A 13,373-nucleotide genomic window follows, 5' to 3' on the forward strand; every position below is an offset into this window, starting at 1 on the left:
GGAGTTCAACCTTTCACAGCGCCAGCCGTCAGGCCGCGCACAAAATACCGACCCGCCAGCACATAGACCGCCACCGTGGGCAAGGCGGCAATCAGGGCACCAGCCATGTCCACGTTGTAGGCCTTCACACTGCTGGTGGTGTTGGCCAGGTTGTTCAGGCCCACCGTGACAGGCTTGGAATCGGCACCGCTGAAAGCCACGCCGAAAAGAAAGTCGTTCCAGATCTGGGTGAACTGCCAGATGAGGGTGACCATGACGATGGGTGTGGACATGGGCACGATGATGCGCAGGAAGATCTGCCAGAAACCCGCGCCATCGAGCTTGGCGGCCTGCAGAAGTTCGCCCGGCACGGCCGCGTAGTAGTTGCGAAAAAAGAGCGTGGTGCTGGGCAAGCCGGCCAGGCAATGCACCAGGATCAACCCGCCAATGGAGCTGGAAAGACCCATCCAACCCAGCACCTGGCTCATGGGCAGCAACACCACCTGAAAAGGCATGAACACACCGAACAGCAGCAGACCAAAAAAGGTCTCGCTGCCGCGAAATTTCCACAGGCTCAGCACGTAGCCATTGAGCGCACCCCAGGTGGTGGAGATCAGCACCGCGGGGATGGCCATGAACACCGAGTTCCAGAAGAAGGGCTGCAGGCCGTTGCAGTCCACCCCCGTGCAGGCGCTCGACCACGCCTGGCCCCAGGCGGAGAAATTGAGGCTGCCCGGCAAGCTGAGCAGGTTGCCATTGCGGATCTCGTCGGCGTCCTTGAACGAGGTGGCGAGCATCACGTAGAGCGGCGCGAGAAAGAACGCGGCGCCGACCAGCAAGGTGGTCATGAGCACGAATCGGCCCAGCAGTCTCTGCTTAGCGATCATTGGAAACCTCCGTGCAGCGCACTGCGGTGCGAGCTTGCTTGGGAACGGCCCGGCGCGGCGCTCATCGGGGTTTGCTCCGCAGTTCGCTGTAGAGGTAGGGCACCACGATGGCCGCCACGGTGGCCAGCATGATGGTGGCGCTGGCCGCGCCCAGGCCGATCTGCCCGCGGCTGAAGCTCATGGCAAACATGAAGGTGGCCGGCACGTCGGTGGCGTAACCCGGGCCGCCCGAGGTGAGCGCCATCACGAGGTCGAAGCTCTTGATGGCCAGGTGAGCCAGCACCATGAGCGTGGAAAAGAACACCGGGCTGAGCGCCGGCAACACGATGCGCAGGTAGATGCGGGGCAGCGAGGCGCCGTCGATCTGCGCGGCCTTGATGATGCTGTCGTCGATGCCGCGCAGGCCAGCCAGAAACAGCGCCATCGCAAAGCCCGCCGACTGCCACACGCCGGCAATCACCACGCAGTAGATGGCCATGTCGGACTGCACCAGCCAGTCAAACGTGAAGGTGGTCCAGCCCATGTCCTGCACCACTTTCTGCAGGCCCTCGCTGGGGTTGAGGATCCATTTCCAGGCGGTGCCCGTCACCACGAAGGACAGCGCCATGGGGTAGAGGTAGACGGTGCGGATGAAGCCTTCACCGCGCACCTTCTGGTCGAGCAGGATCGCCAGGAAGATGCCCAGCGCCATCGATAGGCCCACGTAGAGCACGCCGAAGATGGCGAGGTTCTTCAGCGCCACCCACCAGCGGTCCATCTCCCACAAGCGGCCGTACTGCGCCAGCCCCACCAGCTCGTAGTTGGGCAGCATGCGCGAGGCCGTCACCGAGAGCAGGCCGTTCCAGGCCATGAAGCCGTAGATGAAGGCCAGCCCCAGCACGAAGGCCGGTGCGAGCACCAGCTTGGGCAGGATGTGGTCGATGTTCTTGTTCATGGGCTGTCAGGTGCAAACCCCGGGGTTTGCACCTGCCTCGCGGTCTGCGCTTACTTGGCGGCCGCGGCCTGGGCGATGCGCTTCTGCGCGTCGGCCACGCTGAGCTTGTCGTCGTTCCAGAACTGGGTCACCACGTCCTGGATCGCGCCCTGCTTGGCCGGCTCCACCGCCATGCCGTGAGCGATGGACGGCACCAGGCCGCCCGACTTGGCGGTGTCCACGAAGTCCTTGGCCGAGAGCTTGGCGCAGTCGTCGAACTTGCTCATGTCGTGGCCCAGGCGCACCGGGATGGAACCCTTGTTCTGGTTGAACACTTCCTGGAACGCGGTGCTCAGGATGGCCGAAGCCAGATCGGCCTGGGCCTTCTGCGCGGCCTCGTCCTTCAGCTTGAACATGATGAAGGAGTCGACGTTGAAGGTGTACGCGTTGGCCGTGCCGGGCGCGGCGGCGCACAGGAAACCTTCACCGGGTTTCTGGCCGGCGGCGGTGAACTCGCCCTTGGCCCAGTCGCCCATGAACTGGAAGCCGGCCTTGCCCTGGATCACGGTGGCGGTGGTCATGTTCCAGTCGCGTCCGGTGGAGGCGGCGTCGGTGTAGCCCTTGAGCTTGCGGAAGGTCGTGAGCGCCTTGGTCATGGTCGGGCTGGTCAGCGCGGCCGGGTCGAGTTTGACGAACGCGTCGGTGTAGAACTGCGGGCCACCCACGCCGAGCACGACCGACTCGAACACGGTGAAGTCCTGCCAGTTCTGACCCCCGTGGGCCAGCGCCACGTTGCCCGATTTCTTGATCTTGTCGGCCGCCACGAAAAACTCGTCCCAGGTCTTGGGCATGCCGTCCACGCCGGCCTTCTTCAGCACCTCGGGGTTGGCCCACATCCAGTTGACGCGGTGCACGTTGACCGGCGCGGCCACGTAGCTGCCCTTGGACTTCATCACGTCGGCCACCACCTTGGGCAGCAGCTCGTCCCACTTCTCGGCCTGGGCCACGCTGTCGATGCTGGTCAGCATGCCTTCGTTGGCCCACTCCTGGATGGCCGGGCCCTTGACCTGGGCGGCGGTGGGCGGGTTGCCCGACACGGCACGGCTCTTGAGCACGGTCATGGCGTTTTCACCACCGCCGCCGGCCACGGCGAAGTCTTTCCACAGGTGCCCCTTGGCTTCCAGCATGGCCTTGAGCCCGGCGGCCGACTTGGCTTCGCCGCCCGAGGTCCAGTAGTGCAGCACCTCCACCGTCTGCTGGGGCGCGGCAGCGGGCGCTGCGGCCGGCGCCGGGGTGGCGGCCACGGGCGCAGCCTCTTCTTTTTTGCCGCAAGCGGTGGCGAGCATGGCGGCCACCAGGGCCGCACCGAGGGTGACTGGGAATTTCATGGGTGTCTCCGGTGGTGGGCCTGCGGCCTCGTGGATGAACCCGGCGAGCGTTTTTTTTGAACAGACGTTCGGATCGCCGGGGGTCATTAATTTTTCATTAATTAATTAACAACCACATCCGGAGAAACCCGCAGACCGCGGGCGCGGTGCGGGTCAGCGCAAACCGGAGAGCGCCCGCGCAGCGCCGAGCAAGGCCGGCGACTGCGCCGACGTGATCACCCACACGGGCACGTCCTTGAGGTAGGTCTGAAAGCGGCCCTTGGACTCGAAGCGCTCGCGAAACGGCGAGCTGTCGAACCAGCTGCCCAGGCGCGGCACGATGCCTCCGCCGATAAAGACACCGCCACGCGCACCCAGCGTGAGCGCCAGGTTGCCAGCCACCGAACCGAGCATGGCGCACAGCATGTTCAGCGCTTCCAGGGCCTGGGGCTGGCGGGCTTTCAGCGCGGCGTCGGCCACGGCGGCGGGTGTGCCCAATCCGCTCAGGGCCACGCCGTCGGCCTCGCACAGCAGCGTGAAGGCGTCGACCAGCCCCTGGCCACTGCACAGCCGCTCCGCCGAGGCGCGACCATACAGCCGCGTGAGGCCGTCCATCACCAGCCGCTCGCGCGCGCTCACTGCGGGCAAGGTCACATGGCCACCCTCGCCTTCCAGCGGCACCCAGCCACCGGCGCCATCGGGCAGCAGACCCGAAACACCCAGGCCCGTGCCCGCCCCCAGCAAGGCCTTGGCCTTGTCGGGCTGGCCCACGCCACCGCCAACCTGGCGCAGCTCGCTGGCCGGCACATCGGGCAGGGCCAGGGCTAGCGCGGTGAAGTCGTTGAGCAGGCGCAGGTGGGCCAGGCCGAACTCGGCCTTCACCGCCGCCTGCGAGAAGGCCCAGTCGTGGTTGGTCATGCGGACCTGATCACCGGTGATGGGGTTGGCGATGGCGATGGCGGCCATGGCGGGCCGGCCGTGGCCCAGTCCATCGAGGTAGCTGTGCATGGCGGCCTGCAACGTGGGGAAATCGGCGCAGGCCAACACCCGCACATCGGACACTGGCGCGCTGGCATCGTCTTGCCAGGCAAAACGGGCGTTGGTGCCGCCCACATCGGCCAGCAGGCGGCCGGTCTCGGAAGTTTCAGGGGACATGGCGGTGCGCCTCCGTGGGTGCGCAACACCTGGGGCAGGCTGCGCAAAGCGGCGCATGATAGCCCGGCCGTTGCGGCGCGGGCACCGGGGTCAACCCGTGCGCTGCGCCCGCGCCCAGCGCACGATGTCGGCCGCGCCCATGGCGCCGGGCTGGCGGGCCACCTCGCGCCCGCCCACGAACAGCGCCAGCGTGGGGATGCTGCGGATCTGCAGCCGCGCGCCGAGCTGCTGCGCCTCTTCGGTGTTCACCTTGGCCAGGCGCATGTGGGGCTCAAGCTCGCGCGCGGCGGCTTCAAATTGCGGCGCCATCGCGCGGCACGGGCCGCACCAGGGCGCCCAGAAGTCCACCAGCACAGGCACCTGGGAGCGGGCAATGTGCTTCTCGAAAGCCGTCTCGTCCAGCGCCACCGGGTGGCCGGTGAACAGCGGCTGGTGGCATTTGCCGCAGTCGGGCGATTGAGCCAAGTTGTCGCGGGCCACGCGGTTGGTGGTGTGGCAGTGGGGGCAGACGATGTGCAGGAGGTCGGTGCTCATGGTCGTTCAGATGGTGGCCGCCGCAGCGAATGCAAGCGCCTCAGACCAGATAGCTGATCAGGCTGGCCAGCATGCTCAGCACGATGGTGGTGGCGAACGGCAGGTTCCAGTCGCGCCCGAATGCCTTGAAGCGCACATCACCCGGCAGGCGCCCGAAGCCCAGGCGCTGCAGCAGCGGCGTGAACCAGCTGATGAGCAGCAGGGCCAGGAAGATGACGATCATCCAGCGGATCATGGTCAGAGCCTGTGGGTGCGATCGCCGGCTGTAAAGCCCAGCGGCAGCCAGCCCTGTGCGCTGGCGGCGGGCGCCAGCGCGATCACCTTGAACAGCTCACCCATCTCGTGTTCGTTGATCAGCTTCTGCATCATCGCGTTCTGGCGCGTGTCGGCGGCTTGAGCCAGCGTGAGCAAACCGCAGTTCAGCAGAAAGCGGCCCTGGCTGGTGTAGCCCAGCACCTGCAGACCCGCATCCTGCGCGGCCAGGGCGATGCCGGTGAAATTCACGTGTGCGGTGATGTCTTTCTGCCCCACATCAGCCAGCGGGTTGCTGTCGCTGCGGTGCGCGCGGTGGCAGATCAGCGTGCCCATGTGGCGCTGCGGGTGGAAGTACTCGGCCTCGGGGAAACCGTAGTCGAGAAAAAACGCCGCGCCGCGCTGCAACCGGTCGGCCAGGGTGCGCACAAAGGCCTCGGCTTGCGGGTGGATTTCGGTGAGGTAGTCGTGCTCGCCGGGCACCTCCACCGGCGGGCGCAGCGCGGTGGGGTGGTCTGCCCAGGCCGGTTGGCCATCGGTCCAGGCCAAACCGCGCTCGAACCACGCGCCGCCCACGCGCGCCAGCAACTGCACCGGCATCGCGTCCAGCACCTCGTTGCCCAGCACCACGCCCTCCATGCGCTCGGGCAGCGCATCGACCCAGCGCACCACGTCCGCGTGCGCGGCCAGCGTGAAACGCTGGCGTTCGCGCAGGCTGCCCGACAGATCGACGATGGTGTAGCGGCGCAGTGGCCGGCCCTGTTCGGCCAGGGCTTCAATGACCTGCAAGGCGAGTGCGCCGGTGCCGGCACCAAACTCCCACACGGCGTCGGTGCCGGTGGCGTCCAGCGTCTGGGCCACCTGGCGGGCCAGGGTGTGGCCAAACAGCGGCGTGAGTTCGGGGGCGGTCACGAAGTCGCTGCCGCTCTGTGGCGTGTGGCCGAACTTGGCCGAGGCGTTGGCGTAGTAGCCCAGGCCAGGCTCGTACAAGGCCATGGCCATGAAGCGGTCGAACGGCAGCCAGCCCCCAGCCTGTGCGATGGCCCCGGCCACCCGCGCAAGGAGGTCGCTCGTTAAACTCGTCGGTTCTGTTGCCATGGGGGTCTGCACCCCCGGATTGTCGCCCAATGCCCTCCTCTGACTCCCCCGCTAGCCTGGCAGCGCGCACCGTGCTCGTGACCGGCGCCGGCAAGCGCCTGGGCCGCGAGATCGCACTCACCCTGGCGCGCGCCGGCTGGAACGTGGCCGTGCACCACCGCCACTCGGTGGCCGATGCGCAGCAGACCGCCGCCGACTGCAACGCCCTCACCGGCCGCCCCGACAGCGCTGCTCCCTTCTTCGCCGACCTGGGCGACGAGGCCAGCGTGCGCGCGCTGCTGCCGGCCGTGGTGGCGCGCTTCGGGCAGATCGACGCGGTGGTCAACAGCGCCTCCACCTTCGAGCACGACAGCGCCGCGAGCTTCGGTTTTGCCGCCATGGAAACCCACCTGCGTGCCAACACCGGCGCAGCCGTGCTGCTGGCCCAGGCCCTGCACGCCCACCTGAGCGCGCGCGACGCACGCGGCGCCGTGGTCAACCTGCTCGACCAGAAGCTCTGGAACATGAACCCGGACTTCTTCAGCTACACGCTCTCCAAGGCCGCGCTGGAAGCCGCCAACACCATGCTGGCGCTGGCACTCGCCCCGCGCGTGCGCGTGGTGGGCGTGGCGCCGGGCCTCACGCTCACCAGCCACCTGCTGAGCGACGAGCAGTTCGCCGCCCTGCACCAGCAGTCGCCGCTGGGCCGCTCGTCCACCCCCGAAGACGTGGCCGCCACAGTGGCCTTCGCGCTGAGCAATTCGTCCATCACAGGCACCACGCTGCTGGTGGACGGCGGCCAGCACCTGATGCGCTTCGAGCGCGATTTTTCGCTCATGTAAACCGGACCGATGCCCATGACCGCCACCTACGCCGGCACCCAGATCCTCACGCTCAGCGGTTTGCGCTTCAACGCCAACCTGGGCATCCTCGACCATGAAAAATCGGCGCCGCAGCCGATTCAGGTGGACGCCGAGTTGAACCAGGGCACGCAGCCGCTGCTGCCGCACGACGACGACATCGGCCATGTGCTCGACTACCGCAAGGTGCGCCAGCTCATCATCGACGAGTGCACCGCCGAACACGTGAACCTGCTGGAGAGCCTGATCGGCAAACTCACGCGCCGCCTGATGCAGATGCCCGGCGTGATCGGCGTGCGGGTGAAGATCGCCAAACTGGAAATTTTTGACGACTGCGAGGTCGCGATCCGGATGGAAAGCGGCCAGTGGTGAGAACGCCCATGAACACCGAACACGAAAACCACAAACTCGAAAAACGCCTGTGCCGCGAGGTCGGCCGCGCGATCGTGGACTACAACATGATCGAGGAAGGCGACCGCGTGATGGTCTGCCTCTCGGGCGGCAAGGACAGCTACGCCATGCTCGACATCTTGCAGAAGCTGCAGGCGCGCGCGCCGATCAACTTCGAGATGATCGTGGTCAACCTCGACCAGAAGCAGCCGGGGTTTCCAGCCGACATCCTGCCGGCCTACCTCACCAAGCTGGGCGTGAAGTTCCACATCGAGAACCAGGACACCTATTCCATCGTCAAGCGCGTGATCCCCGAAGGCAAGACCATGTGCAGCCTGTGCAGCCGGTTGCGCCGGGGCATCCTGTACCGCGTGGCGAGCGAGCTGGGTGCGACCAAGATCGCGCTGGGCCACCACCGCGACGACATCCTTCAGACGCTGCTGCTCAACATGTTCTTCGGCGCCAAGCTCAAGGGCATGCCGCCCAAGCTGGTGAGCGACGACGGGCAGCACGTGGTGATCCGCCCCATGGCCTACGTGGCCGAGAAGGACCTCACCCGCTGGGCCGAGGTGCGGCAGTTCCCCATCATTCCCTGCACGCTGTGCGGCAGCCAGGAAAACCTGCAGCGCAAGCAGGTGGGCCTGATGCTGAAAGACTGGGAGAAACGCTTTCCGGGCCGCGTGGAAAACATGTTCTCGGCGCTGCAGAACATCGTGCCCAGCCACCTCATGGACCGTTCGCTGTTTCCGTTCGAGACCATCCAGGCCACCGGCGAGGCCAGCGAGGACGGCGACAAGGCCTTTGACGAAGAGCCACTGCCCAAGGTGGCGCCGGCTTGGCCCGCAGAAGCTGGCGCCGAGGGGAACGCAGAACCTGCGCGCGCAGTCATATCGATTTCCGCGACGCACTGAAGCCCACCGGCCTGGCGATCGCGATCCACGAAGGAGGCTACATGAAGACCCCATCGTCAGCCCGCTCATGGGCAGGCCTGTTCCGGATCTGCACCGCAGCGCTCGCCTTGCTCGCGCTCAGTGGCTGCGCCAGTGTCTTCCTGGTGGACAACCAGGTGCGCAGCTACGCGCGCTGGGCCGACCGCCCCACACCGCCGGGCGCCTCCGCGCCGGTGACCATCCCCCAGGCTCCCCAGGTATTCCGCTTCGCCCGCTTGCCGTCGCAGCAAGACAACCGCAGCGGAGCCGGACAAGACGATCTTGAGAAGCTCGCCACCCTGTCGCTGGCCAAGGTCGGCTGGACGCCCGCGGCCGCCGGCGTGACGGCTCCCTGGACGGTGGAGGTGAGCGCAGGCACGCTGCGCCTGCCCCGTGCGCCTTGGGAGAGCCCCTACGACGGGTACCTGGGCGGTGGATTCGGGCCGGGTTTCGGTTTTCCAGGGCGCGACTACGTGGTGACCGGCACGGGCCAGATCATCTACGCGCCGCTCTTCCTGCGCATGGAGACCCCCTACTACCAGCGTGAGGTATCGATGGTGATCCGCCATGCGGCCAGCGGCCGGGTGGTGTACGAAACCCGCGCCGCGCACGACGGCCGCTGGAACAGCTCCAACGCCTTGTGGCTGGCCATGCTGGATGCGGCCCTGCGCGACTTCCCGGCACCGCCCGAGGGGTTGCGTCAGGTCAACATCGAAGTGCCGCGCTGAGCTGCCGAGCCCGGGCAGGGCGTCAGGCGCTGCGCTCCAGCAGATCGCGAATGGCCTCGCCGAGCGCGTCCATGCTGTCCTGCTTGCCCATCACGTCGCTCACGCCGGCCGCGCTGGCTTCGGCCAGCAAGCGGTCGTTGACATGGCCGGAAATGATGGCGATCTTGAGGTCGGGGCGCAGGCGGCGGATCTCGGTGGCCGTCTCCACGCCCGAGAGGCCCGGCATGTTCTGGTCGCTCACCACCAGGTCGACATGCACATCGGGGTGGGCCTGCATCCAGGTCAGCGCTGCTTCACCCGATTCGAACGTGGTGGCCCGGTGGCCTTGCTTGCGCAGCAGGCGCCCGACCAGAAACACCAGCGCTTCGTAGTCATCGATGTAGACCACATGCCTGCCCGGCAGTGCATCCGCCGGGGATGCCGGCACGACCTCCTCGGCGACCGGGTCCGCGGCCTCGGCGGTGGCGGTCAGCGGCAGGTACACATCGAAGCGGGTGCCTTCGCCCAACCGGGTGTGCACGTCGATCGCGCCCCGGTGCGCCTTGACGATGCCATGCACCACCGCCAGCCCCAGGCCGGTGCCGGCACCGGGCGCCTTGGTGGTGAAGAACGGCTCAAAGATGCGGCGCTGCGTCGCGATGTCCATGCCCGGGCCGTTGTCGGCCACGCTCAGGCAGGCGTAGGCGCCGCTGGTCAGCCCCCCCAGTTGCAGCGCCTGAGACGCGTCCAGCAGCACCTCGCGCAGCGCCACGGTGATGTCACCCGAGCCGCCCTCCATGGACTGCCAGGCGTTGGTGCACAGGTTCATCAGCACCTGCTGCATCTGGGTGGCATCGGCCAGCACTTGCAGGCCCGAAGAAGGCAGGCGCGTGACCAGCTTGAGTCCGGCCGGCAGCAGCGAACGCATGAGTCCCAGGGCTTCTTCCACCAGCGGCTTGAGCGGCTGGCGCTGCATCTCCTGCGTCTGGCGGCGGCTGAAGGTCAGGATTTGCTGCACCAGCTGGCGTGCGCGGATCGCAGCACGGTTGATTTCGGCCAGGCTCTCCTGCGCTGGGTGGAGTTCGCCCACGTCCTCTCGCGCCAGCACGAGGTTGCCCAGGATGGCGGCAAGCAGGTTGTTGAAATCGTGCGCCACGCCGCCGGCCAGGGTGCCGATGGCTTCCATCTTCTGCGACTCGCGCAACTGCACTTCGAGCGCACGCTGCTGGGATTCGGCCTCCTTGAGTTCGGTGATGTCGGTGTGCGTGCCGACCATGCGCAGCGGCATGCCGTTGTCGTCGCGCGCAATCACAACCCCGCGCGACAGCACCCACTTCCAGCGCCCGTCCTTGCAACGGATGCGGTGCTCGTTGCGGTACATCGGTGATCGCCCCTCAAAGTGCGCCGTGCGGTCCAGCTCCATCTGGGCCACGTCATCGGGGTGGGTGCGCGCGTCGAGTTCGGCGGAGAGGTTGGCAATGTCGTCGTGGGCGTAACCGAACATGGCCTTGATGCTGCTGGAGAAAAACTCTTCTCCGGTGCGGATGTTCCAGTCCCACACACCGTCGCCCGCGCTCTCCAGGGCCAGTTTCCAGAGTGTCTCGCTCGCGTGCAAGGCGGCTTCGGCTTCCTTGCGATCGGTGATGTCGAACAGCACACCCACGCGCAGGAAACCCCGCTCGTCCGCTGACACCGCGCAGGACCGGTTGCAGATCCACTTGATGCGCCCGTCCGGCAGCACGACGCGGAATTCGGTGTCCAGATCCGATGCACCCGACAGGATGGCCTGGCGATCGCGCTCCAGCATGCCCATGTCTTCGGGGTGGATGTAGCGGGCCAGCAGCGCGGCGTTGCGCATCAGATCGTCCGCCTCAAGGCCATACAGCTCGCGGATACCGGCGCTGAGAAAACGGTACTCGCGCTCGCCGTCGTGCCGCACATGCACGGCGAACACGGCCCCTGGCATCTGGGAGGTGATCAGGCGCAGTTGCTCCTCGCTGTCGCGCAGCGCCTTCTGATCGCGCATGCGCTCGGTGATGTCTTCCACCGTGCCCTCGTAATACAGCAGCACGCCCGACGCACCGCGCACCGCGTGTGCGTTCTCGCTGATCCAGACGCGCTCGCGCGTCTTGTGGCGATGAATTTCCGAGACGAAGCCGCGCACGTAACCGTCGCGCTCGAGCAGCAACTTGAATTCAGCGCGACGCGCGGGGTCGACGTACCACTCGTTGGCGATGTCGTTCACCGCGTCACGCAATTCCGGCTCTGACGCATATCCGTTGAGCTGCACCAGCGCCTGGTTGGCGCGCAGCATTTGCCCCTCGGGCGAGCTGCGGTAGGCCCCGATGGGCAGGAAATTGAACAGGGTTGAGAAATCCCCGTCGGCCGGAGTTGGCGGCAGCGTCATGTCGCAGATTGTGTCGCAACGCCACGCTTTCACAGCATGCAACACCCGCGAAAGTGGCGTCACCGGTACAGTTGCAGCCTTCCGCCCGCCTTCAAGGACACCCTGTGCAAGTCACCCGCATCCTGGCCGTGCGCCACGGTGAAACCGCCTGGAACCGCGACACGCGCATCCAGGGCCACACCGACATCGAACTCAATGAACACGGTCGCTGGCAGGCGGCCCAGCTGGCCCACGCCCTGCGCGACGAACCCATCACCGCCTGCTACGCCAGCGACCTCCTGCGCGCCCTGGAGACCGCGCAAGCCGTGGCCCGCACACGCAGCCAGACCGTGACCACGCATGTGGGTCTGCGCGAACGCTGCTTCGGGCGTTTTGAAGGCCACACCTGGAGAGAGCTGGAACAGCGCTTTCCCGAGGAATCCCTGGCCTGGCGCAAGCGTGTGCCCGATTTCGCGCCCGTGGGCGGTGAATCGCTTGTGCAGCTCCAGGCGCGCGTCGTGTCCGCCGTGGAGGAAATCGCCGCGCGCCACCCGGGTGAGCAGATTCTCCTGGTGGCGCACGGGGGCGTGCTCGACATCCTGTACCGCTCCGCCACGCGCCTGGGACTGCAAGCAGCGCGCAGCTGGGAGCTGACCAACACCGCCATCAACCGGTTGCTGTGGTCGCCCGAGGGGCTGAGCCTGGTGGGCTGGGCCGACACCAGTCACCTGCAATCCGATCACGGAAAAGTCCTGGATGAACGCCATGCATGAAGCCGCTTCACTGAAGCGCTGGCGCCGGGCGCAGACCTGGGTCGGCCACGGCGTGGAGGTCGTCGACACGCCATCGCTGGTGATCGACCTCGACGCCATGAACCGCAACCTGGCGCGCATGGCGGCATTCGCCAACGAGCACGGCCTGCGGCTGCGCCCGCACGCCAAGATGCACAAGAGTGCCGAGCTGGCCCAGCTGCAGATGGCCCACGGCGCGGTGGGCGTGTGCGTGCAGAAGACCGACGAAGCGCTCGCGCTGGCCGAGGCAGGTGTGCGAGACGTCTACATCAGCAACGAGGTGATCGCGCCGTCAAAGCTGCTGCGCCTGGCGCAGGCGGTGCGCGACTTTCCAGCGAAGTTCTCAATTGCAGTCGACAGCGCGCTGGGTGTCGAGCGGCTGGCACAGGCGCTGCACGCGGCCGGCGTGAACGCACCGGCGTGTCTGGGCGTACTGGTGGAAATCGACGTGGGACAAGGCCGCTGCGGCGCAGCGCCCGGTGCGCCCGCCGTGGCACTGGCGCAAGCGATTGCGACCCACCCGGTGCTGCGCTTTGCCGGGCTGCAGGCTTACCACGGTGGTGCCCAGCACCGCCGCACAGCCACCGAGCGCGCCGAAGCCATGGCAGCCTCCACCCGCGCCGTGCTCGATACCCGCGAGGCCCTGCGGGCCGCCGGCATCGAGGTGCCCCTGGTCACGGGCGCAGGCACCGGCACGTTTTCCCTGGAGGCCGCCAGCGGCGTGTGGGGCGAACTGCAGGTGGGCTCTTACCTGTTCATGGACGCCGACTACGCCAGCAACGAGGCCACGCCGCTGGCGCCGGTGTTTGAACACGCCCTGTTCGTGAAAAGCCAGGTGATGAGCCGCTGCGCCGACCATGCGGTGTGCGACGCCGGCCACAAGAGCCACGCCATCGACAGCGGCATGCCCGGCGTGTGGTTTCCCCAGGGGTTGAGCTACACCAGCGGTGGTGATGAACACGGCTTGCTGCGCACCGCCGGCAGCCACCCGCTGCCGGCGCTGGGCGAAATCGTCTGGCTGGTGCCGGGCCACTGCGACCCCACGGTCAACCTGCACGACTTCATGGTCGGTGTGCGCGGTGGACTGGCCGCCGGCCAGGTGGAGCGCATCGTGCGGGTAGACGCACGCGGCTGCCTGGGCTGAGG

At 67.1% G+C, this 13,373-nt stretch carries 14 protein-coding genes; 6 read left to right on the forward strand and 8 right to left on the reverse strand.

Features of this window, described 5'->3' with window-relative positions; translation table 11 throughout:
* Positions 1-5: 5 nt before the first annotated feature.
* The 7 genes from F9Z44_RS17935 to F9Z44_RS17965 all read right to left on the reverse strand — a co-directional run bounded on the left by F9Z44_RS17935 (position 6) and on the right by F9Z44_RS17965 (position 6,185).
* Positions 6-866 carry a carbohydrate ABC transporter permease gene (locus tag F9Z44_RS17935; protein WP_159608071.1) on the reverse strand — a complete coding sequence of 287 codons (861 nt, stop codon included), beginning with the start codon at positions 864-866 and terminating at the stop codon, positions 6-8.
* Positions 867-927: 61 nt separating this feature from the next.
* Complete coding sequence (locus tag F9Z44_RS17940) at positions 928-1,800, reverse strand: carbohydrate ABC transporter permease (RefSeq protein ID WP_159608072.1); 873 nt, start codon at positions 1,798-1,800, stop codon at positions 928-930.
* 50 nt (positions 1,801-1,850) lie between these two features.
* Positions 1,851-3,167 carry an ABC transporter substrate-binding protein gene (locus F9Z44_RS17945; RefSeq protein WP_236574180.1) on the reverse strand — a complete coding sequence of 439 codons (1,317 nt, stop codon included), beginning with the start codon at positions 3,165-3,167 and terminating at the stop codon, positions 1,851-1,853.
* A 153-nt stretch (positions 3,168-3,320) separates the two neighbouring features.
* A complete protein-coding gene (gene glk, locus F9Z44_RS17950; protein ID WP_159608073.1) occupies positions 3,321-4,301 on the reverse strand; it encodes a glucokinase in 981 nt (326 codons plus the stop codon).
* Between the two features lie 90 nt (positions 4,302-4,391).
* Entirely contained in the window at positions 4,392-4,835 is a 444-nt protein-coding gene (gene trxC, locus F9Z44_RS17955) for a thioredoxin TrxC (protein ID WP_159608074.1), read from the reverse strand.
* Between the two features lie 40 nt (positions 4,836-4,875).
* Positions 4,876-5,070, reverse strand: a complete 195-nt coding sequence (locus F9Z44_RS17960; RefSeq protein WP_159608075.1) for a DUF2905 domain-containing protein — start codon at positions 5,068-5,070, stop codon at positions 4,876-4,878.
* A gap of 2 nt (positions 5,071-5,072) precedes the next feature.
* Positions 5,073-6,185, reverse strand: coding sequence for a class I SAM-dependent methyltransferase (locus F9Z44_RS17965; protein WP_159608076.1), 1,113 nt, complete (start codon positions 6,183-6,185; stop codon positions 5,073-5,075).
* A gap of 29 nt (positions 6,186-6,214) precedes the next feature.
* Between F9Z44_RS17965 and F9Z44_RS17970 the strand changes: the two genes are divergently transcribed.
* From F9Z44_RS17970 to F9Z44_RS17985, 4 genes are read left to right on the forward strand one after another with little or no spacing between them, the layout of a single operon-like run.
* Entirely contained in the window at positions 6,215-7,006 is a 792-nt protein-coding gene (locus F9Z44_RS17970) for an SDR family oxidoreductase (protein WP_159608077.1), read from the forward strand.
* 15 nt (positions 7,007-7,021) lie between these two features.
* Positions 7,022-7,396 carry a dihydroneopterin aldolase gene (locus F9Z44_RS17975; RefSeq protein WP_159608078.1) on the forward strand — a complete coding sequence of 125 codons (375 nt, stop codon included), beginning with the start codon at positions 7,022-7,024 and terminating at the stop codon, positions 7,394-7,396.
* Between the two features lie 8 nt (positions 7,397-7,404).
* Positions 7,405-8,325: a tRNA 2-thiocytidine(32) synthetase TtcA gene (gene ttcA, locus F9Z44_RS17980; protein WP_159608079.1), complete on the forward strand. Its 921-nt coding sequence runs from the start codon at positions 7,405-7,407 to the stop codon at positions 8,323-8,325.
* A gap of 41 nt (positions 8,326-8,366) precedes the next feature.
* The gene (locus F9Z44_RS17985; RefSeq protein WP_159608080.1) at positions 8,367-9,071 is read left to right on the forward strand and encodes a hypothetical protein; all 705 of its coding nucleotides are present in this window, start codon (positions 8,367-8,369) and stop codon (positions 9,069-9,071) included.
* A gap of 22 nt (positions 9,072-9,093) precedes the next feature.
* Here the strand turns inward: F9Z44_RS17985 and F9Z44_RS17990 are convergent, their stop codons facing one another.
* Positions 9,094-11,457, reverse strand: coding sequence for a hybrid sensor histidine kinase/response regulator (locus tag F9Z44_RS17990; RefSeq protein WP_159608081.1), 2,364 nt, complete (start codon positions 11,455-11,457; stop codon positions 9,094-9,096).
* A gap of 104 nt (positions 11,458-11,561) precedes the next feature.
* Here F9Z44_RS17990 and F9Z44_RS17995 point away from each other — a divergent pair, with 104 nt between their 5' ends.
* A complete protein-coding gene (locus tag F9Z44_RS17995) occupies positions 11,562-12,209 on the forward strand; it encodes a histidine phosphatase family protein (protein ID WP_159608082.1) in 648 nt (215 codons plus the stop codon).
* Positions 12,193-13,371 (forward strand): DSD1 family PLP-dependent enzyme, encoded by a 1,179-nt coding sequence (locus F9Z44_RS18000; protein WP_236574181.1) that lies wholly within the window; start codon positions 12,193-12,195, stop codon positions 13,369-13,371. The genes F9Z44_RS17995 and F9Z44_RS18000 overlap by 17 nt, the downstream gene beginning before the upstream one ends.
* Positions 13,372-13,373 lie beyond the last annotated feature (2 nt).

Source organism: Hydrogenophaga sp. PBL-H3 (assembly GCF_010104355.1).
Lineage (GTDB): Bacteria > Pseudomonadota > Gammaproteobacteria > Burkholderiales > Burkholderiaceae_C > Hydrogenophaga.